At 70.6% G+C, this 20453-nt stretch carries 21 protein-coding genes and 1 pseudogene; 19 read left to right on the plus strand and 3 right to left on the minus strand.

Annotated elements, in window-relative coordinates; genetic code table 11:
- Window positions 1–241 precede the first annotated feature (241 nt).
- The 5 genes from dop to prcA all read left to right on the plus strand — a co-directional run bounded on the left by dop (window position 242) and on the right by prcA (window position 4377).
- Window positions 242–1753: a depupylase/deamidase Dop gene (dop, locus tag ACFYP3_RS15745; protein ID WP_388831923.1), complete on the plus strand. Its 1512-nt coding sequence runs from the start codon at window positions 242–244 to the stop codon at window positions 1751–1753.
- 172 nt (window positions 1754–1925) lie between these two features.
- The gene (locus ACFYP3_RS15750) at window positions 1926–2138 is read left to right on the plus strand and encodes a ubiquitin-like protein Pup (protein ID WP_030233608.1); all 213 of its coding nucleotides are present in this window, start codon (window positions 1926–1928) and stop codon (window positions 2136–2138) included.
- A 37-nt stretch (window positions 2139–2175) separates the two neighbouring features.
- Complete coding sequence (locus ACFYP3_RS15755; RefSeq protein WP_388831925.1) at window positions 2176–2775, plus strand: endonuclease VII domain-containing protein; 600 nt, start codon at window positions 2176–2178, stop codon at window positions 2773–2775.
- Window positions 2727–3566: a proteasome subunit beta gene (prcB, locus tag ACFYP3_RS15760; RefSeq protein ID WP_327734672.1), complete on the plus strand. Its 840-nt coding sequence runs from the start codon at window positions 2727–2729 to the stop codon at window positions 3564–3566. The genes ACFYP3_RS15755 and prcB overlap by 49 nt, the downstream gene beginning before the upstream one ends.
- Before the next feature lie 46 nt (window positions 3567–3612).
- Entirely contained in the window at window positions 3613–4377 is a 765-nt protein-coding gene (gene prcA, locus ACFYP3_RS15765) for a proteasome subunit alpha (RefSeq protein WP_388831927.1), read from the plus strand.
- A gap of 74 nt (window positions 4378–4451) precedes the next feature.
- Here the strand turns inward: prcA and ACFYP3_RS15770 are convergent, their stop codons facing one another.
- Window positions 4452–5450 (minus strand): LacI family DNA-binding transcriptional regulator, encoded by a 999-nt coding sequence (locus tag ACFYP3_RS15770; protein ID WP_388831929.1) that lies wholly within the window; start codon window positions 5448–5450, stop codon window positions 4452–4454.
- 166 nt (window positions 5451–5616) lie between these two features.
- Here ACFYP3_RS15770 and ACFYP3_RS15775 point away from each other — a divergent pair, with 166 nt between their 5' ends.
- From ACFYP3_RS15775 to ACFYP3_RS15840, 14 genes and pseudogenes are all read left to right on the plus strand, one after another.
- Complete coding sequence (locus tag ACFYP3_RS15775) at window positions 5617–6879, plus strand: MFS transporter (protein WP_388831931.1); 1263 nt, start codon at window positions 5617–5619, stop codon at window positions 6877–6879.
- A 127-nt stretch (window positions 6880–7006) separates the two neighbouring features.
- Window positions 7007–8368, plus strand: a complete 1362-nt coding sequence (gene pafA, locus ACFYP3_RS15780; protein WP_030016332.1) for a Pup--protein ligase — start codon at window positions 7007–7009, stop codon at window positions 8366–8368.
- A gap of 115 nt (window positions 8369–8483) precedes the next feature.
- On the plus strand, window positions 8484–9425 hold the full coding sequence (locus tag ACFYP3_RS15785) for an FKBP-type peptidyl-prolyl cis-trans isomerase (RefSeq protein WP_388831933.1): 942 nt from the start codon (window positions 8484–8486) through the stop codon (window positions 9423–9425).
- 28 nt (window positions 9426–9453) lie between these two features.
- On the plus strand, window positions 9454–9846 hold the full coding sequence (locus ACFYP3_RS15790) for an FKBP-type peptidyl-prolyl cis-trans isomerase (RefSeq protein WP_388831935.1): 393 nt from the start codon (window positions 9454–9456) through the stop codon (window positions 9844–9846).
- Between the two features lie 120 nt (window positions 9847–9966).
- Entirely contained in the window at window positions 9967–10923 is a 957-nt protein-coding gene (locus ACFYP3_RS15795) for a helix-turn-helix transcriptional regulator (protein ID WP_388831937.1), read from the plus strand.
- A gap of 94 nt (window positions 10924–11017) precedes the next feature.
- A complete protein-coding gene (locus tag ACFYP3_RS15800) occupies window positions 11018–11986 on the plus strand; it encodes a WYL domain-containing protein (RefSeq protein WP_365483776.1) in 969 nt (322 codons plus the stop codon).
- A 14-nt stretch (window positions 11987–12000) separates the two neighbouring features.
- Entirely contained in the window at window positions 12001–12228 is a 228-nt protein-coding gene (locus tag ACFYP3_RS15805; RefSeq protein WP_388831939.1) for a hypothetical protein, read from the plus strand.
- A gap of 26 nt (window positions 12229–12254) precedes the next feature.
- Complete coding sequence (locus tag ACFYP3_RS15810) at window positions 12255–12455, plus strand: hypothetical protein (RefSeq protein WP_388831941.1); 201 nt, start codon at window positions 12255–12257, stop codon at window positions 12453–12455.
- Between the two features lie 169 nt (window positions 12456–12624).
- On the plus strand, window positions 12625–12918 hold the full coding sequence (tatA, locus tag ACFYP3_RS15815) for a Sec-independent protein translocase subunit TatA (RefSeq protein WP_388831943.1): 294 nt from the start codon (window positions 12625–12627) through the stop codon (window positions 12916–12918).
- Window positions 12919–12964: 46 nt separating this feature from the next.
- On the plus strand, window positions 12965–13921 hold the full coding sequence (gene tatC, locus ACFYP3_RS15820) for a twin-arginine translocase subunit TatC (RefSeq protein WP_388831945.1): 957 nt from the start codon (window positions 12965–12967) through the stop codon (window positions 13919–13921).
- A gap of 16 nt (window positions 13922–13937) precedes the next feature.
- Window positions 13938–14048, plus strand: a pseudogene (locus tag ACFYP3_RS15825) (sphingosine kinase); the annotation flags it as partial.
- A gap of 18 nt (window positions 14049–14066) precedes the next feature.
- Complete coding sequence (locus ACFYP3_RS15830) at window positions 14067–14192, plus strand: hypothetical protein (RefSeq protein WP_388831947.1); 126 nt, start codon at window positions 14067–14069, stop codon at window positions 14190–14192.
- A gap of 87 nt (window positions 14193–14279) precedes the next feature.
- The gene (locus ACFYP3_RS15835; RefSeq protein ID WP_388831949.1) at window positions 14280–17120 is read left to right on the plus strand and encodes a DEAD/DEAH box helicase; all 2841 of its coding nucleotides are present in this window, start codon (window positions 14280–14282) and stop codon (window positions 17118–17120) included.
- Window positions 17121–17211: 91 nt separating this feature from the next.
- Window positions 17212–17871 (plus strand): helix-turn-helix domain-containing protein, encoded by a 660-nt coding sequence (locus ACFYP3_RS15840; protein WP_388831951.1) that lies wholly within the window; start codon window positions 17212–17214, stop codon window positions 17869–17871.
- A gap of 16 nt (window positions 17872–17887) precedes the next feature.
- On the opposite strand, the gene ACFYP3_RS15845 is transcribed toward ACFYP3_RS15840, so the two are convergent.
- A complete protein-coding gene (locus tag ACFYP3_RS15845; protein ID WP_388831953.1) occupies window positions 17888–18862 on the minus strand; it encodes a pseudouridine synthase in 975 nt (324 codons plus the stop codon).
- An 18-nt stretch (window positions 18863–18880) separates the two neighbouring features.
- Complete coding sequence (locus ACFYP3_RS15850) at window positions 18881–20416, minus strand: serine hydrolase (protein WP_388831955.1); 1536 nt, start codon at window positions 20414–20416, stop codon at window positions 18881–18883.
- Window positions 20417–20453 lie beyond the last annotated feature (37 nt).

The raw sequence follows: 20453 nt of genomic DNA on the forward strand, positions 1-20453 counted from the left end.
CGCCCCGGGCATCCGCAGCCGACTGCTTTACCCGACCGCTTTACCGGCCGCTTTTCAGCCGGTGAAAGGGCGGATTCAATGACGGAAATGATCTCCCCACGAGCGCGCAGTGGTTCTAGGCTCTTCCGTACCGCCGGACGCGCAGTGCGGGGACGGGCACCGCACAGGCACACGCACCGGAGCACCAGCGGTACTTGAGCGCCGCTCCCGAAGGGGAGCGCCGCCGGGCAAGGAGGGCCGCATGACCGTACGGCGAGTAATGGGGATCGAGACGGAGTACGGGATCTCCGTCCCGGGGCACCCGAACGCCAATGCCATGCTCACCTCGTCCCAGATCGTCAACGCCTACGCGGCGGCGATGCACCGGGCGCGACGCGCCCGCTGGGACTTCGAGGAGGAGAATCCGCTGCGGGACGCCCGCGGCTTCGACCTCGCCCGCGAGGCCGCCGACAACAGCCAGCTGACCGACGAGGACATCGGCCTCGCCAACGTCATCCTCACCAACGGCGCACGGCTCTACGTCGACCACGCGCACCCCGAATACAGCTCGCCGGAGATCACCAACCCGCTCGACGCCGTGCTCTGGGACAAGGCCGGCGAGCGGATCATGGCCGAGGCCGCCGTACGGGCGGCCCAGCTGCCCGGCGCCCAGCCGATCCACCTCTACAAGAACAACACCGACAACAAGGGCGCCTCCTACGGCACGCACGAGAACTACCTGATGAAGCGGGAGACCCCCTTCTCGGAGATCGTGCGCCACCTGACCCCCTTCTTCGTCTCCCGCCAGGTCGTGACCGGCGCCGGCCGCGTCGGCATCGGCCAGGACGGCCGCGAGGACGGCTTCCAGATCAGCCAGCGAGCGGACTACTTCGAGGTCGAGGTCGGCCTGGAGACCACCCTCAAGCGGCCCATCATCAACACCCGCGACGAGCCGCACTCCGACGCGGAGAAGTACCGCCGGCTGCACGTGATCATCGGCGACGCGAACCTCTCCGAGATCTCCACGTACCTGAAGCTCGGCACGACCGCACTTGTCCTGTCCATGATCGAAGACGGGTTCATCAACGTCGACCTCGCCGTCGACCAGCCCGTACGCACCCTCCACCAGGTCTCCCACGACCCCGACCTCAAGCACCTCATCACGCTGCGCAGCGGCCGGACACTCACCGCGGTGCAACTCCAGATGGAGTACTTCGAGCTGGCCCGCAAGTACGTGGAGGAGCGTTTCGGCTCCGACGCGGACGAGCAGACCAAGGACGTGCTGGTCCGCTGGGAGGACGTGCTGGGCCGGCTGGAGAGCGACCCGATGAGCCTGTCGGGGGAGCTCGACTGGATCGCCAAGAAGGAGATCCTGGAGGGCTACCGGCGCCGGGACGGGCTGGGCTGGGACGCGGCGCGGCTGCACCTGGTCGACCTCCAGTACTCGGACGTACGGCCCGAGAAGGGCCTGTACAACCGTCTGGCGGCCCGGGGCAAGATGAAGCGACTGGTGGAGGAGTCCGCCGTGGAGCGGGCCCAGAGCAAGCCCCCGGAGGACACCCGGGCCTACTTCCGCGGCCGCTGCCTGGAGCAGTACGCGGACGACGTGGCCGCGGCCTCCTGGGACTCGGTGATCTTCGACCTGCCCGGCCGGGACTCGCTCCAGCGGGTCCCGACGCTGGAGCCCCTGCGGGGGACCCGGAACCACGTCAAGGAGCTCCTGGACCGCTGCCGCACGGCGGAGGACCTGGTGCGGGTGCTTTCGGGGCAGTGAACGCGGCTGAAATGCGGTCGGTCCGGGAATCATGAAGAGAACCGGACTGTGAAAGTACGGGGACGAATGTCGGACCCTCCCTATAGGGTCCGGCGTAGGGTCTGATCTTGAGAGATCCCGAATCCCGGGGTCTCTCGACGTGAGCGTGCGAACCGAGCGGGGTGAGGTAGACATGGCGACCAAGGACACCGGCGGCGGACAGCAGAAGGCGACGCGCTCGACCGAGGAGGTCGAGGAGGCGGCGGTCGAGGAATCGACCGACCTCAAGGAGCGCCAGGAAAAGCTCTCCGACGACGTCGACTCCGTACTTGACGAGATTGACGATGTACTTGAGGAAAATGCCGAGGATTTCGTTCGGAGTTTCGTACAAAAAGGCGGCGAATAGCCTTCGAATCTAAGGCGAACTCGCCAGCATTGGCTCCATGTCCAATGGAACGAAGTGGTGTCCCGGCTGCAGCCGGGACGTGCCGCTGAGCGGGTTCGCCCTAGATCGAAATCGTGGCGACGGCCTTCAGCCGAGGTGCCGTGAGTGCGTGGCGGAGTACGGCGCCGCGCACTACCGGCGCCGCCAGGCTGCAAGAGGCAAGGTCGTCAAGGAGAAAGTGGATGTCCCGTCCGGCCACAAGCTCTGTCGTCAGTGCGGTGAGGTCAAGCCGCACAGCGACTGGCACAAGAACGCGTCGGCGTCTGACGGCTTATCCACTCGGTGCAAGGCGTGCAGGGCCATCCAGGGCCGGGCTGGGCACTTGAAGCGTTCGTACGGCATCACTGAGGCTGAGCGCGACAAGATGATCGCTGCTCAGGGCGGGGTCTGCGCGATCTGTCAGATGGCTCCGGCCGAGCACGTTGATCACGATCATCAGACGGGTAAGGTCCGAGGCGTACTGTGCTTCAGCTGTAACGCAGCCCTGGGGCAGTTCAAGGATCGGCCGGACGTCATACGGCGTGCAGCCGCTTACGTGGAAGGAAACCTGTGGAACCCAACACTCGTAGCACAGGGCGTCTACCGGCAGCCTTCCTGACGCCGGGGTCGTCGTCCTTCATGGACTTCCTGGGCGCGCACTCGCCCGAGATGCTGCCCGGCAACCGCAGGCTGCCGGAGGGTGTCGTCGAGGCGCCGCACGGGACGACCATCGTGGCCGCCACCTTCCCCGGCGGGGTCGTCCTCGCCGGTGACCGGCGGGCGACCATGGGGAACATGATCGCGCAGCGGGACATCGAGAAGGTGTTCCCGGCGGACGAGTACTCCGCCGTCGGCATCGCCGGTACGGCCGGCCTGGCCGTGGAGATGGTGAAGCTGTTCCAGCTGGAGCTGGAGCACTTCGAGAAGGTGGAGGGGACGACCCTGTCCCTGGAGGGCAAGGCCAACCGGCTCTCCACCATGATCCGGAGCAATCTGGGGATGGCCATGCAGGGGCTGGCCGTCGTGCCGCTGTTCGCGGGGTACGACGAGGCCAAGGAGAAGGGCCGGATCTTCTCCTACGACGTGACCGGCGGCCGCTCCGAGGAGCACGGTTACGCCGCCACCGGTTCCGGTTCGATCTTCGCCCGGGGCTCCATGAAGAAGCTCTTCCGCCCCGATCTGACGGAGGAGCAGGCCACCACGCTGGTCGTCCAGGCGCTGTACGACGCCGCCGACGACGACTCGGCGACGGGTGGGCCGGACCTGTACCGCCACATCTACCCGATCGTCACCGTGATCACGGACGAGGGGTTCCGCAGGCTGACCGACGACGAGTCGCAGGAGCTCGCCCGTACGGTCACCAATCGTCGGCTGGAGCAGCCCGACGGCCCGCGCGCCGCCCTGCTCTGACCATCCGTCGCCCCGTAGGAGCCCAGAAGAAAGGGACGGACAGCCGGTGTCGACTCCGTTCTATGTGTCACCCCAGCAGGCCATGGCCGACCGGGCGGAATACGCCCGGAAGGGCATCGCCCGCGGTCGCAGCCTTGTCGTGCTGCAGTACGCCGACGGCATCGTGTTCGTCGGCGAGAACCCGTCGCGTGCGCTGCACAAGTTCAGCGAGATCTATGACCGGATCGGCTTCGCGGCCGCCGGCAAGTACAACGAGTACGAGAACCTGCGGATCGGTGGTGTGCGGTACGCGGATCTGCGCGGGTACACCTATGACCGTGACGATGTGACGGCCCGTGGGCTGGCGAACGTGTACGCGCAGACGCTCGGCACGATCTTCTCCAGTGCGGGTGAGAAGCCGTACGAGGTGGAGCTGGTCGTCGCCGAGGTCGGTGCGACCGCGGCCGGTGACCAGATCTACCGGCTGCCGCACGACGGGTCGATCGTGGACGAGCACGGTTCGGTCGCGGTCGGTGGCAATGCCGAGCAGATCAGTACGTTCCTGGACCAGCGTCACCAGGACGGGATGACCCTGTCGGAGGCGTTGAAGCTGGCGGTGCAGGCGCTGTCCAGTCAGGCGAACGGTGCGGACAAGGCGATTCCGGCCGAGCGGCTGGAGGTGGCGGTGCTGGACCGTACGCGGGCGCAGCAGCGCAAGTTCAAGCGGATCCGGGGCCGGCAGCTGGCGCGACTGCTGGAGGCGGACGTGACGGCGGCGGTGCAGGCCGATGCCGTGTCCAACGACGAGGCGCCGGAGGACGACGCCGAGTAGGACCTTGCCGGCCGGGGCCCCGGTTCGCCGTTCTCGGCGGGCCGGGGCTTCGTCGTGTCCGGGTCCGGGCGCGGTCAGGGGGTGGGGGCGGGGCCGGAGGAGTCGCGGACGACGAGGCGGACGGGAAGGTCGGGGGCGGTCCAGGCGGTGCCTTCGAGGACGGCGAGGAGGGCGGTCATGCCTTGTTCGCCGACGCGTTCGGCGGGGAGGTGGACGGTGGTGAGTTCGGGTTCGACGGCGGTGGCGAGGGCGAGGTCGTCGAAGCCGGTGACGGAGAGGTCCTCGGGGATGCGCAGGCCGAGGCGGCGGGCGGCTTTGCAGGCGCCGGCGGCGAGGATGTCGTCGTCGCAGACGATGGCGGTGGGTCTGCCGTGGGGGGTGGCGAGGGCGGTCTCCACGGCCGTGCGGGCGCCGTCGACGGTGAGGGGGGACCGTACGGTGCGCAGTTCGTTGTCGGGGCCCAGGAGGGCGGCCAGGGCTTCGGCGCGGATGTCGAAGGTCCAGGAGTCGACGGCGGAGGCGAGGTGGAGGTAGCGGCGGTGGCCGAGCGCGAGGAGGTGTTCGGTGATCTGGCGCATGCCGTCGGCCATGGCGAGGTTGACGTGGGCGGCGGCGGTGCCGGCGGCGGGGTCGCTGTCGAGCATGACGAGGGGGAGGGTGTTGCCGCCGATGGCGTCGAGGGCGTCGGCGGCCATGGAGGAGGCGATGACTCCGTCGAGGGCGGCGCGGGCGGAGGCGAAGGGGTCGCGGGCGGGGCCGGTGCCGTCGGGGGAGGGGTAGAGGACGACGCCGAAGCCGTGTTCGGCGGCGACGCGGGCGGCGCCGGTGTAGACGCGGGCGAAGAACTCGTTGGTGAGGGCGGGGACGACGAGGAGGGCGGTGCGGGTGGAGCCGAGGCGGAGGTTGCGGGCGGCGAGGTTGGGGCGGTAGCCGAGGCGGGTGGCGGTTTCGCGGACGAGGGTGGCGGTGCGTTCGGAGACGCGGCCGGGCCATTTGTCGCCGAGGACGAGGGAGACGGTGGCCTGGGAGACCCCGGCGGCGGTGGCCACGTCGCGGCTGGTGGGTCTCGTCACAGGGTGCTCCTGAAGTGCGAGGTCGTGGGTGGGAGAGGGGGTGGTGGGGGGTGGGGGCGGGGTCTGCGGGGTGGACCCGTGGACTGCGGCCATGGTACGTATGACGCGTTAAGTTATACGTATTACTTCGCTACTCCCGGCGGGATCCGGGCAGAAGGGGGCGGACATGGCCGCGGGATACGCGGAGCTGCTGCGGACCCGGCACGCCGCGAGGCTGCTGGTGGGCACGCTCGTGGGGCGGCTGCCCAATGCCACGGGGCCGATCGCGATCGTGCTGTTCACGCGGGCCGAGGGCGGCAGCTACAGCCTGGCGGGGGCGTTGGCCGCCGCGTACGGGCTGGCGAACGCGGTGGGTCAGCCGCTGCTGGGGCGGGCCGTGGACCTGTTCGGGCAGCCGCGGGTGCAGCTGCCGGCCGCGGTGCTGTCCGCGCTGGGCATGGTGGGGCTGGCGCTGGCGGGCACGGGGTCGGCGGTGGCCGCGTACGCCGCGGTGGTGGTCGCGGGGCTCTTCACGCCGCCCCTGGAGGGCGGGCTGCGGGCGCTGTGGCCGGGCGTCCTGGGGGGCCGCGAGGAGAAGGTGCACGCGGCGTACGCGATGGACGCGGTGGCCCAGGAGGTCATGTTCACGGTCGGTCCGCTGCTGGTGACGCTGTTCGTGGCGCTGTGGTCGCCGGCGGGGGCGCTGCTGGCGCTGAACGCGATCGGTGTGCTGGGCGCGCTGTCCGTGGTGGTCAGCGAGCCGTCCCGGAAGTGGCGTTCGGAGCCGCGGGAGGCGCACTGGCTGGGGGCGCTGCGTTCGCGGGGGCTGCTGGCGCTGCTGGGCGCGTTCTTCTTCGTGGGCATGGCGCTGGGTTCGATCACGGTGGCGGGCGTGGCGTACGCGGACGATCACGGCGGTCAGGCGGTGTACGGCTGGCTGATGGCGGCGCTGGGGCTGGGCGCGCTGATCGGTGGCGTGTTCTACGGCGCGCGGCAGTGGGCCGGTGCGCCCGAGCGGCGGCTGCGGCTGCTGGTGGGTCTGCTGGCGGTCTGCTACCTGCCGCTGATGCTGGTTCCGGGTGCGGTGGCGATGACGGGGCTGTCGGCGTTGTCGGGGGTGTTCCTGGCGCCGGCGCTGGCGTGCGCGTTCATCGTGGTGGACCGGCACGCCCCGGCGGGGACGGTGACGGAGGCGTTCTCGTGGCTGGTGACGTTCTTCGGGGTGGGCGCGGCGATCGGTACGGCGGCGGCGGGGCCGGCGGTGGAGCTGGGCGGTACCGCGGCGGGCTTCGGGGTGGCGGGCGTGGCGGGCTTCTCGGCGCTGCTGGTTCTGATGCTCACTCAGCGGGCGCTCGCCCGTGGTGGGCGGAGCCGCGCGGTGGCGGCCTCGTCTGACGGCCTGTCGGAGGGTGTCTGCGACGTGCCGTCGCAGGTGCCGTCGGCGCCCTGATCGGTGGGGAGCGGGATGGGCCGATCGGGCCGTGATCGGGGCGTGGATCGGCCCGCTGACGGGAACTGATCGAAACGGCGCTCCCGAACCCGGTTTCAGAAGAGGGCAGAAGGCGTAATGTTCAGTCATGGACCGCCGCATTTTCGGGCTGGAGAACGAGTACGGCGTCACGTGCACGTTCAGGGGACAGCGCCGACTGTCTCCTGACGAAGTGGCGCGCTACCTCTTCCGCCGTGTCGTGTCATGGGGCCGCAGCAGCAATGTCTTCCTGCGGAACGGCGCCCGCCTGTACCTCGATGTGGGTTCGCATCCGGAATATGCAACTCCCGAATGCGACAACGTGACCGAACTGGTCACCCACGACAAAGCAGGCGAGCGCATTCTCGAAGGACTGCTCGTCGACGCCGAACGCCGCCTGCACGAGGAGGGAATCGCGGGCGACGTCTATCTCTTCAAGAACAACACCGACTCGGCGGGCAACTCGTACGGCTGCCACGAGAACTACCTGGTGGCCCGGCACGGGGAATTCTCCCGCCTGGCGGACATTCTCATTCCGTTCCTCGTCACGCGGCAGCTGATCTGCGGCGCGGGCAAGGTGCTGCAGACGCCCCGGGGCGCGGTCTACTGCGTGAGCCAGCGGGCCGAGCACATCTGGGAGGGTGTCAGTTCCGCCACGACCCGGTCGCGGCCGATCATCAACACCCGGGACGAGCCGCACGCGGACGCCGAGCGCTACCGGCGGCTGCACGTCATCGTGGGTGACTCGAACATGTCCGAGACGACCATGCTGCTCAAGGTCGGGGCCACCGACCTGGTGCTGCGCATGATCGAGGCGGGCACGGTGATGCGCGACCTGACCCTGGAGAACCCGATCCGGGCGATCCGCGAGGTGAGCCACGACATCACCGGTCAGCGCAAGGTGCGCCTGGCGAGCGGGCGGGAGGCCTCGGCGCTGGAGATCCAGCGGGAGTACTACGACAAGGCGGTGGACTTCGCGGAGCGCCGGGGCATCCGTACCGGTGTGGTGGACCAGGTGCTGGAGCTGTGGGGCCGCACGCTGGACGCGATCGACGCGGAGGACCTGGACCGGATCGGGACCGAGATCGACTGGGTCATGAAGTACCAGCTGATCGAGCGGTACCGGGCCAAGCACAACATGACCATGTCGAATCCGCGGGTGGCTCAGATAGACCTCGCGTATCACGACATCCACCGTCGGCGCGGGCTCTACTACCTGCTGGAGCGCAAGGGGCAGGCGGCGCGGATCTGCAACGACCTCAAGATCTTCGAGGGCAAGTCGGTGCCCCCGCAGACGACGAGGGCGCGGCTGCGCGGGGACTTCATCCGCCGGGCGCAGGAGCAGCGGCGGGACTTCACGGTCGACTGGGTGCACCTGAAGCTCAATGATCAGGCGCAGCGGACGGTGCTGTGCAAGGACCCGTTCCGGTCGGTGGACGACCGGGTGGAGAAGCTGATCGCCGGCATGTAGGACCGCAATGTGACATCGCACTCCTTACCGGGGCCCCGTACGTCTCTCGTACGGGGCCCTGTGCACGGCTTAGAGTGGCGGGCGACCGCCTTGCCGTCTGAGATCTGAGGAACACGTGCGCCGACTTGCCGGCCTGCTTGTCGTACCCCTTCTGCTGCTGACCACGGCAGCGTGTGGCGACGACAGCGGCTCCGACTCCGCCCAGATGAAGAACGGGGCGCCCGCGATCACCAAGGGTGCCAAGTTCGGGGAGACGCCCACCCTGTCGAAGGGGCAGGGCACGCCGCCCAAGGAGCTGAAGGTGGTGACCATCAGCGAGGGCACCGGGCAGGTGCTGAAGAAGAACGACATCGCGCAGGTCAACTACCTCGGTCAGGTGTGGGACGGCAAGGAGCCGTTCGACCAGAGCTTCGGCCGGCCCGCGCCGTTCGACCTGACCATCGGTGCCGGAGCCGTCATCAAGGGCTGGGACCAGGGCCTGGAGGGCCAGAAGGTCGGCAGCCGTGTCGAGCTCGTGATCCCGCCGGACCTCGGTTACGGGGCGCAGGGCTCGGAGCCGAAGATCAAGCCGAACGCCACGCTGGTCTTCGTCGTGGACATCGTCAAGGGCGCCACCGTCCCGGCCTCGGCCACGGGCAAGGAGGTCGCCCAGGAGAACAAGGACCTGCCCAAGGTCGGCACGAACACGGACGGCCAGGAGGTCTCCGTGGCCGTCCCGAAGGACGTCGCCGAGCCGGCCAAGCTGGTCTCGAACTACGTCCTGGAGGGCGACGGCCCGGTCGTCAAGGACACCGACTCCGTCGTGGTGAAGTTCAACGGCAAGACGTGGAAGGACGACAAGACCTTCGAAAGCACGTACACCTCCGGTCAGACGGTCACGTGGCCGCTGAAGGAGCTCTCCGTCCCGGGTCTGAAGGACGGCCTGATCGGCAAGAAGGTCGGCAGCCGCATCCTGCTGGTCATCCCGCCGGACCAGGCGTTCGGCGACAAGGAGCAGGGCACCATCCCGGCCAAGTCGACGCTGGTCTTCAGCCTCGACATCCTCGCCGTGATGTAAGACTGTTCCGGTTGACCGTTTCGTACGTATGAGGAGCAGTTCCGTGAGCCAGAAGCTCGAGAAGCCCGAGATCGACTTCCCCGAGGGCCCGGTCCCGACGGACCTCGTGATCGAGGACATCTGGGAGGGCGACGGCGCCGAGGCCAAGGCCGGTTCCATGGTCTCCGTCCACTACGTGGGTGTGGCCTTCTCCACCGGCGAGGAGTTCGACGCTTCGTGGAACCGCGGCTCCGCGCTGCAGTTCCCGCTCGGTGCCGGCCGCGTCATCGCGGGCTGGGACCAGGGCATCGCGGGCATGAAGGTCGGCGGCCGTCGCAAGCTGACGATCCCGGCGCACCTCGCCTACGGTGACCGTGGCGCGGGCGGTGCGATCGCCCCGGGCGAGACGCTGATCTTCGTCTGTGACCTGATGGCCGCCTGATCCACCGGCAGCCGTTCCGAGGGCCCCCGCCGTGAGGCGGGGGCCCTCGCTTTTGTCCGGGACCGCCGGGGCGGTACGGTCAACGGTCACGAGTGTGTCGAGAACGGGGGAAGGGCGTCGATGGCGATTGCCAAGGCCGAGCGGCTGATGAATCTGGCGCTGTGTCTGCTGGGGACCCGTCGGCCGCTGAGCAAGCGCGAGTTGCGCGGCTCCATCGAGGCCTACATGGAGGCCGGCAACGACGAGTCCTTCAACCGCATGTTCGAGCGGGACAAGGACGATCTGCGCGAACTCGGTCTGGTCATCGAGACGGTGGAGAACCTCGACGGCGAAATCGGTTACCTGGCCCGCCGGGACAGCAACCGGCTGCCTCCCGTCTCGCTGGACGCCGAGGAGGCCGCCGCCCTGGGGCTGGCGGCCAAGGTCTGGCAGCAGGCCCGCCTGGCGGGAGCCGCCAGCGGGGCCCTGCAGAAGCTGCGCGCGGGCGGGATGCCCGAGGCGGGCGACCCGTACGAGGGCCAGCACAGTGCCATCGAGCCGCGCATCCCGGTCCACGAGGCGGCCTTCGAGCCGCTGATGCTGGCCTGCCGGGACCGCCGGCCGGTGGTCTTCGACTACCGCAAGTCCACCGCCGCCCGGCCCGAGACCCGGCAGGTGGAGCCGTGGGCGCTGGAGTGCTGGCGCGGCCACTGGTACCTGGCCGGCTACGACCGCGACCGCGGGGCGGAGCGCGTGTTCCGGCTGTCCCGGATCACCGGCAAGGTCCGCTCCCGGGCCGCCAGGTACACGGCGGAGGTGCCCGACGTGGTGACCGTGCGGGAGACCGTGGCGAGCTGGGCCGGGGAGAGCGCGGACCGCTCCGCGCTGATCCGGCTGCGCGCCGGGGCGGGCTACCCGCTGCGGGCCAAGGCCACCGCGGTGTGCGAGGGCACGGACGGCTGGGACGAGCTGGAGATCCCGTACGGGCACGGCCTGGACGCCTGGCTGGTGGAGTTCGGGCCCGACGTCGTCGTGGTGGGGCCCGCCGACCTGCGGGCCGACGTGGTGGACCGGCTGAGGGCCGTCGCCAAGGCCTGAACCGGTTCCGCCGCATTCGAGACCGCCGCATTCCGGATCGCGCATGCGCGACCGGCCCATTCGAAGACGTGCCCTGAGGGGGAGACGTACCAGCATGGCTGCCAACGCCATCGACCAGACCCGCCGCATGCTGTCCCTGGTGACGTACCTGCGCGAGCGCCCCGGGGCGCACGTCGCCGACGTCGCCCGCGCCTTCGGGATCACCGAGGACGAGCTGATCTCGGACCTCGACGTGCTGCCCATGTGCGGGACCAGCTTCCGCGGCGGGGACCTGCTCGACATCGACACCGACGGGGAGCGGATCTGGTGGCGCAACCCCGACGCCTCGGGGGAGTCCACCGCCGAGCCGCTGCGGCTGGCCGCCGACGAGGCGACCGCGCTGCTGGTCGCCGCCCGCGCGGTGGCGACCCTGCCCGGGCTGCGCGAGAGCGACCGGGAGGCCCTGCTGCGGGCCACCGCCAAGCTGGAGGCGGCCGCGGGCGAGGCCGCCGGGGCCAGCTCCCGGCTGTCGGTGACCTTCGAATCGGAGGGCGGGGTCTTCGCGGACGTCGACCGGGCCATCGCGGAGCGCCGGCGGCTGTGGCTGCGCTACTACTCGCCCGCGCGGGACGAGCTCACCGAGCGCAAGGTCGACCCGATCCGGCTCTTCGCGGTGGGGCACACGTACATGGAGGGGTGGTGCCACCTCTCGGAGGCCCGGCGCACCTTCCGCCTCGACCGGGTGGCGGAGATCCGGCTGCTGGACGAGCGGGCCGAGCCGCCGGCCATCGAGCCGCGCGATCTGTCCGAGGGCCTGGTCCAGCCGGCCGCCGAGGACCCGGAGGTCGTCGTCGAGGTCGGTCCCGGCGGGCGCTGGGTCGCCGAGTACTACCCGCACGACAGCGCGGAGGAGCTGGCCGACGGAGGCCTGCGGATCACGCTCCGCAGTCCGGATCCGGCGTCGCTGCGCCGGCTCGCGCTGCGCCTCGGGCGGGAGGGGCGGATCGTCGCCCCCACAGAGCTGGCGGAGAGCGCGCGGAGCGCCGCTCGAGAGGCACTCGCGGGGTACGGGGAACAGGTCTGAGGGGAGCGGGGTCGATGTCGCCAACGTCCGGGCCCGTCGCCTTCAAGGCCTCCTGCCCCGACTGCCGGGCCCGTTTCGAGCTGGCCGCGGGAGCCCTGCGGCTGGCCATCGGCGGCAGCCGGCGGGCCACCTTCTACTCCTTCACGTGTCCTGAATGCGGTGCCTCCGTCCGTAAACCGGCTGGTGAGCGCATTGTGGAGCTGCTGACGGGCGGTGGCGTGAGCACCCTGCGCAGCATCTGAGGCGGGCGGTGGCCTAGGCTCGCCCCATGCTGTGGCCGATGTTCGCAATTGCCCTGGGCTTCCTCGGAGTCGCCGTGCTCGCCGTCCTGGCCGTGCGGGTCTACGCGGAGGTGCGCAGACTCTCCGTGCAGGTCGCGCAGGCCAGCCGGCGGATCACCGATGCCTCGGGTGATCTGGAGCGGGCGGCCACGGACCTGGCCAGGGCGGGTCGCGGCGTGCGACCGTAGCGAACGAGTCGGGCGTGTGACGAGGGGATTGACAACCGGCCAGGACGCAAGACGGGGTATGCCCGGGGATTGCCGGGCGTTAACCCCCTGGGGTTACGATCCTCGGTAGAGAAAGTCCCGGGCGCCCGTATCAGGTGCGCTGCGAACCTCGGAGAAAAGGAAGATTTCTATGGGCAACCTCAGGGGTTGGGAAATCCTCGTCATCGTCGGCGTGATCATCCTGCTGTTCGGCGCCAAGAAGCTTCCTGACATGGCCCGCTCCCTCGGCAAGTCGGCCCGCATCCTCAAGAGCGAGGCCAAGGCCATGAAGAAGGACGGCGAGGCCGAGGACGCGGCCGCCGCGACCGCCGCCGCGGACGCGTCCGCGCAGCAGCCCGTCGCCCCGCGCACCATCCAGGCCGCCCCCGGGGACGTCACCAGCTCCCGCCCGGTCAGCGAGCCGAACCGCGCCGCCCAGGGCTGACGCCTCCGTAGGCGCCAGTCATCTGCAACGAGACAAGGGACGTGGGTTGCTCAAGTCTGCCCGCAAGCAGGGGAAAGCGGACAAGGACGCCGAAGGGCGGATGCCACTTGTCGAGCACCTGCGTGAGCTGCGAAACCGCCTGCTGAAGTCGGTCCTGGCGATCCTGGTGATCACCATCATCTCGGCCTTCTTCTACAGGGACATCATCAACTTCCTGCTGAAGCCGATGCTGGACTCCGTCGGCTGTAGGGACGGCGTGGTGACGCAGCGCAACGGCCACCCCTGCGCCGACATGACCGTGAACGGTCTCATCTCGGCGTTCTCGATCGCCCTGAAGGTCTCGCTGATGTCCGGTGTGGTGCTGTCCGCGCCGGTGTGGCTGTACCAGCTGTGGGCGTTCGCCGCGCCGGGGCTGCACAGCCACGAGAAGAAGTACGCGCGGAGTTTCGTCGCGGTCGGCGCCCCGCTGTTCGGCGTGGGCGCGGTGCTCGCGTACAAGATCCTTCCGCAGACCGCGACGATCATGCTGGAGTTCACGCCCGACCACGCGCGCAACCTGCTGCCCGTCGACGACTACCTCGACCTCGTCACCCGCATGGTGATCGTGTTCGGCCTGGCGTTCGAGCTGCCGCTCCTGCTGATCCTCCTGAACTTCACCGGTGTGCTCACCGGCAAGCGGCTCGGCGGCTGGTGGCGGGGCATGGTCCTCGGCATCACGATCTTCGCCGCCTTCGCCACGCCCACGGGTGACCCGCCGACCATGCTCGCGCTGGCCCTGCCCATCGTCGCCCTGTACTTCCTGGCCCTCGGCATCTGTCTGCTCAACGACCGCAGGCGCCGGCGCAACGACCCCGACGCGGGTCTGAGCGACGACGAGGCCTCCGAGCTGGACCTGACCCCGGCGCCGATCGGCGCGCTGGAGTCGGTGCCCGCCCCCGCCGCGCTGCCCGGCCAGGCCGACGGCGGACGCCAGCGGATCAACGGTTACGACGACGCCACCTGACAGGTACGTTCCGTGGCTGAGCTCTGAGGTCACCCGCTTCGTCAATCCCACCGCCGGACGCGGCCGGGGCGCGCACGCCGCGCAGCCGGCCGCTTCCGCGTTGCGGGCGGCCGGCTTCTCCGTACGGTTCACATACGACCTGGCGATGATCGCGGAGCCGGCCGCCTTCCGGCCGTTCCCGCACCGGATCACCCTCGGCGACGGCCCGGTGATCGAGACGGAGGCGACGCTCGTGGCCGTCCGGGGGGACCCCCAGGGGCGCTGCCGGTGACCGCGGAGTGCGTCCCCGGAGCGGTCCGCCTGCTCACTTAAATGATCGCGACTGTTGTCAGAGGTGGCGGGTAGGCTCGACAGCAAGATGACCGAAGAACTCTCACCCGCCGAGCGGTACGCCGCTGCCCGGATCCGCGCCGCCGAAGAGGCCACTGCCCTGGCCCCCTTCCGCGAGATGTACGAATTCGAACTGGATCCGTACCAGATCGAGGCCTGCAAGGCACTGGAGGCGGGCAAGGGCGTCCTCGTCGCCGCCCCGACCGGCTCGGGCAAGACCATCGTCGGCGAGTTCGCCGTGCACCTGGCCCTCCAGCAGGGCCGCAAGTGCTTCTACACGACGCCGATCAAGGCGCTGTCGAACCAGAAGTACGCCGACCTCGTCAAGCGCTACGGCGCCGACAAGGTCGGCCTGCTCACGGGCGACAACAGCGTGAACTCCGAGGCGCCGGTGGTCGTGATGACCACCGAGGTGCTCCGCAACATGCTGTACGCGGGCTCCCAGTCGCTGCGCGGTCTCGGCTACGTCGTGATGGACGAGGTCCACTACCTCTCCGACCGGTTCCGCGGGGCCGTCTGGGAGGAAGTGATCATCCACCTCCCCGAGTCGGTGACCCTGGTGTCCCTGTCGGCCACCGTGTCGAACGCCGAGGAGTTCGGTGACTGGCTGGACACCGTCCGCGGGGACACCGAGGTGATCGTCTCCGAGGAGCGGCCCGTCCCGCTGTGGCAGCACGTCATGGCCGGCCGCAAGATCTACGACCTCTTCGAGGAGGAGTCCGACCACGGCGGCCGCGGCTCCGCGCGCCGGGAGGTCAACCCCGACCTGCTGCGCATGGCGCGCGAGGAGAACAGCCGCACCTACAACCCGAAGGACCGGCGGCGCGGCAAGATGGTCCGCGAGGCCGACCGCGAGCGGGAGCGGCGCTCCCGCGGCCGGATCTGGACCCCGTCGCGCCCCGAGGTCATCGCCCGGCTCGACGGCGACGGGCTGCTGCCCGCCATCAACTTCATCTTCAGCCGGGCCGGGTGCGAGGCCGCGGTCCAGCAGTGCCTGTACGCGGGCCTGCGGCTCAACGACGAGTCCGCGCGGCTCCGGGTCCGCGAGATCGTCGAGGCGCGCACCGCCTCCATCCCCACCGAGGACCTGCACGTCCTCGGGTACTACGAGTGGCTCGAAGGCCTGGAGCGGGGCATCGCCGCGCACCACGCGGGCATGCTGCCCACCTTCAAGGAGGTCGTGGAGGAGCTGTTCGTCCGCGGCCTGGTGAAGGCCGTCTTCGCCACCGAGACGCTGGCGCTGGGCATCAACATGCCCGCGCGCACGGTGATCCTGGAGAAGCTGGTCAAGTGGAACGGTGAGCAGCACGCCGACATCACCCCCGGCGAGTACACGCAGCTGACCGGCCGGGCCGGACGGCGCGGCATCGACGTCGAGGGCCACGCGGTGGTGCTGTGGCAGCGGGGCATGGACCCGGCGGGGCTCGCCGGCCTCGCGGGGACCCGTACGTATCCGCTGCGTTCCAGCTTCAAGCCCTCGTACAACATGGCCGTGAACCTGGTCAGCCAGTTCGGGCGGCACCGCTCGCGCGAGCTGCTGGAGACCTCCTTCGCCCAGTTCCAGGCCGACCGCTCGGTCGTCGGGATCTCCCGGCAGGTGCAGCGCAACGAGGAGGGCCTGGAGGGCTACCAGGAGGGCATGACCTGCCACCTGGGGAACTTCGAGGAGTACGCGCAGCTGCGCCGCGACCTGAAGGACCGTGAGACGGAGCTGGCGAAGCAGGGCGCCGCCCAGCGCCGGGTGCAGGCGGCCGGTTCGCTGGAGAAGCTCAAGCCGGGCGACATCATCCACGTGCCGACGGGCAAGTTCGCCGGGCTCGCGCTGGTCCTGGACCCGGGCGTGCCGGCCGGGCGGGTCCACGGGCACCGCGGGTACGAGTACGCGGAGGGCCCGCGCCCGCTGGTGCTCACCGCCGAGCGGCAGGTCAAGCGGCTCGCCGCGATCGACTTCCCGGTCCCGGTGGAGGCCCTCGACCGGATGCGGATCCCCAAGACCTTCAACCCGCGTTCGCCGCAGTCGCGTCGGGACCTGGCCTCGCAGCTGCGGAGCAAGGCCGGGCACATCACGCCGGAGCGGCGTGCGCGCGGCCGGGCCGCGGCGGCCGACGACCGCGAGATCGCCCGGCTGCGGTCCGAGCTGCGGGCGCACCCCTGCCACGGCTGCGACGAGCGCGAGGACCACGCCCGCTGGGCGGAGCGCTACCACCGGCTCAAGCGGGACACCCAGCAGCTGGAGCGGCGCATCGAGGGCCGGACGAACACCATCGCCCGCACCTTCGACCGGATCCACGCGCTGCTGACCGAGCTGGACTACCTGCGCGAGGACGAGGTCACCGTGCACGGCAAGCGGCTCGCCCGGCTGTACGGGGAGCTCGACCTGCTGGCCTCCGAGTGCCTGCGGGCCAAGGTCTGGGAGGGCCTCAGCCCGGCCGAACTGGCCGCCTGCGTCTCGGCGCTGGTCTTCGAGTCGCGGCAGTCCGACGACGCCGTCGCGCCGAAGGTGCCGGGCGGCGCGGCGAAGGAGGCGCTGGGCGAGATGGTCCGCATCTGGGGCCGGCTCGACGCGCTGGAGGAGGAGCACCGCATCAACCAGGCGGAGGGCGTGGGCCAGCGCGAGCCGGACCTCGGCTTCGCCTGGGCGGCGTACCAGTGGGCCTCCGACAAGAGCCTGGACGAGGTGCTGCGCGAGGCGGAGATGCCGGCCGGTGACTTCGTGCGCTGGTGCAAGCAGGTCATCGACGTGCTCGGGCAGATCGCGGCGGCGGCCCCCTCGGCCTCCGGCGACAGCGGCAGCACGGTGGCGCGCAACGCCCGCAAGGCCGTGGACGCGCTGCTGCGGGGCGTAGTGGCCTACAGCTCCGTCGGCTAGCCGGTTTTGGGGCTTCCTCTGAAAGCGGGGGCGGCCTGATCTGATCTCTTGCCATGATCGATTCGTCGTGCTCTGTGCGACGATCGGTCCCATGAGTGGGGGAGCAGGCGAGGGCCCGAGACGGGTCGGTCGGCCACGCGCCGACCGGCTGAGACCGGACAGCGGCCGGCCGCCGCGCGAGGAACTGCTCTGCGCGGCGGCTGAGTTGTTCACCGTCCAGGGGTACGCGGCGACCACCACGCGGGCGGTCGCCGGGCGGGCGGGAATGCGCCAGGCCACGATGTACCACTACTTCGGCGGCAAGGAGGAACTCCTCGCCGAACTGCTGGAGTCCACCGTCGCGCCCTCGCTGGTGCTGGCCCGCCGGCTGCTCGCCGACGGCGGCCGGCCCGCCGCGCGCCGGCTGTGGGAGCTGTGCCGCTCCGACGTGCTCCTGCTGTGCGGGGGCCCGTACAACCTGGGGGCGCTCTACCTGCTGCCGGAGGTGGGCGGCGCGCGTTTCGCGCAGTTCCGCCGGATGCGTGCGGAACTCAAGAACGCCTACCGGGTGTTGCTCGACGGGACCTGCGCGGGCGCCGAACTGGCGGGGGACCGGGCGGGGCTGACGCTCCGCAACGACCTGGTCTTCGGACTCATCGAGGGCGTCATGCTGATCCACCGGGCCGATCCGGCGCGGCCGGTGACGGTCTTCGCGGAGGCCACCGCCGACGCGGCGCTGCGGATCGCGGGGGTCGGCCTGCCCGAGGCCTAGACCGTCCCTTCGCAGGTCACGTCCGCAGCGCCTGGGGGCCGGACTCCCAGGCCGCGGGGTCGTCCCAGGCCTGGAGGGTGCGGCCGCTCTCGAAGCGGTGGGCGGCTCCGGTGACCGGGTCGGTGAACTGCAGGACCCGGGCCAGCAGTTGCAGGGGTCGCCGGTAGTCGTCCGGGGCCGGATCTGTCACCTCCGGATACACCGGGTCGCCCAGGATCGGCAGGCCCAGGCCGTTCATGTGCACGCGCAGCTGATGGGTGCGTCCGGTGCGCGGGGTCAGCCGGTAGCGGCCCAGGTCCCTCCGGGTGCCGATCAGTTCGATCAGGCTTTCGGCGTTGGGCTCGGCGCCCGGCACCTCGGTCGCCGCGATCACCCCGCGGGCCTTCTCGATGCGGCTGCGGACCGTGCGCGGCAGCGCGAGCGCCGGGTCGTGGACCGCCAGGGCCTCGTACTCCTTGTGGACCTCGCGCCGCTGGAAGAGCAGCTGGTAGGCACCGCGGTCCTCGGGCCGGATGCTGAACATCACCAGGCCGGCCGTCAGCCGGTCCAGGCGGTGTGCCGGGCTGAGCGCGGGCAGGTCCAGCTCCTCGCGGAGCCGGGCCAGGGCGGTCTCGGTGATGTGGCTGCCGCGCGGGGTGGTCGCCAGGAAGTGCGGCTTGTCCACGACCAGCAGGTGCGGATCCCGGTGGACGACGCGGACCGCGAAGGGCACCGCGGGCTCGGGCTCCATGTCGCGGTGGAACCACAGGTAGCCGCCCGGCTCGTACGGGTCCCGGGCGTGCAGGACCCGCCCGCCGGGGCCCAGCACCCGGCCGGCCGCCAGCAGGCGCGCGACGGAATCGGCGCCGCGGGTGCCGGCGTAGCGGTCGGCGAGGTAGCCGCCGAGGTCCGGCCAGTGGCCGTCCGGGTCGGGCGGCAGCCGCAGCCGGACCGGGTCGATGCCGGCCCGCTGGGGGAGGGGCGAGGGGGGTGCCTGGGCTCTGCGTCTCATCGGGGACAGGCTATGCGGCTACTGCTGGGTGAACGTGCCCATGTGTTCGGCGTCGAGGTACTCGACGCGGAGCGTGCCGTCGGCGAAGAAGACCCCGGTGCGGCCGACCGCGTTCTCGCCCGCGGTCACGAAGCTGAAGGTGTCGCCGTCGTAGTGGGTGAGCGGGAAGCGCAGCGGCTTCGGGCCGAGGGCCAGGGTGAGCGCGCCGTTGTCGTCCGCGGTCACGGTGGCCTTGCCGTAGTAGGGGTTGTCGTAGGTGCCGGTGTACGCGGCGCTGTCCCGGGCGGGCTTCGCGGCGGTGGGCGGGTGCGCGTAGTCGGTGGAGGAGCGGCCCGGGGCCTCGAGCGCCTGGGCGTAGGCGGACGCGGTCAGCGGGAGCCAGTCCGTGCTGACCTTGCCGTGCTCGGCGAAGTCGAAGAAGTCCAGGGCCAGGGCGTCGGGGAGACCGACGGGGGCGCCGTTGGTCAGGACGACGATGCCGAGCTTCTCCAGGGGGAGCATCGTGACGTTGGTGTTGGCGCCGAGCTCGAAGCCGCCGGAGTGGCTCAGGCGCAGGCGGCCGGCGCTGTCGTAGCCGACGTTCCAGCCGAGCCCGTAGAAGCTGGTGGTGCCGACGGCGTTGGTCGGCTGCGACACGATCTCCGGCAGGTGGGTGCGGGCGAGGGCGTCGGCGGGGACGATCCGCTTCCCGTCGAGGGTGCCGCCGGCCAGTTGCAGCCGCAGCCAGCGGGCCATGTCGGTGGCGGTGGAGCTGACACCGCCGGCCGGGGCCTGGGCGTCCGGGTCGCGGACGTAGCGGGGGCTCCAGGTGCCGTCCGCGTTCTTGACGTGGGTGGAGGCGTGGTCGGGGGCGTTGATGAAGGCGGAGAACTCGGTGCTGGTGTGCGTCATGCCGGCGGGCTTGAAGAGGGTGTCCGCGGAGAGCTTCTGCCAGCTGGTGCCCTTGGCCCGGGCGACGGCCTCCGCGGCCGCGGTGAACCCGAAGTTGGTGTAGTCGTAGCTCGCCCGGAACGGGCCGAGGGGCTCCAGGCGGAGGTGGTCGAGGATGTACGCCTGGTCGTAGCCGAGGTCTTCGAGGAGGTCGCCCGCGTGGTCGGGGAGGCCGCTGCGGTGGGAGAGCAGGTCGGCCGTGGTCACGTGGTCGGTGACCCAGGGGTCCTTGAGGGAGAACCCGGGCAGGGTGGTGTGCCGGTCGAACTCGGCGGGGTCGGTGAGGGCGCCGGCCAGGACCGTGGAGGTCACGGGCTTCGACACCGAGGCGATCTGGAAGACGGTGTCGGGGCCGACCTTGCCGCTCTCGCCGGTTCTGCGCAGCCCGTACCCCTTGATGTGGACGACCTTGTCGTCGTGGACGACGGCCACGGACACGCCGGGGACGCCGGTGCGGCGCATCATGTCCGCGACGGTCTGGTCGAGGTGGGCGACGGCCTTGTCGACTGCGTCGTCGCTGATCAGGGGCTGGGGTGGGGGCGGGGGGCTGGGCGCGGCCGCGGCCGCCGTCGCGGTGAGGAGGGTTGCGGCGGTGGCTGCCGCCAGTGCGCGGAGCGTACGCATGACGCCATTGTCCTGCCGGACGGGTGGTCGCGCGCGG

It is taken from the genome of Streptomyces sp. NPDC005533 (genome assembly GCF_042871845.1).
Classification (GTDB): Bacteria; Actinomycetota; Actinomycetes; order Streptomycetales; family Streptomycetaceae; genus Streptomyces.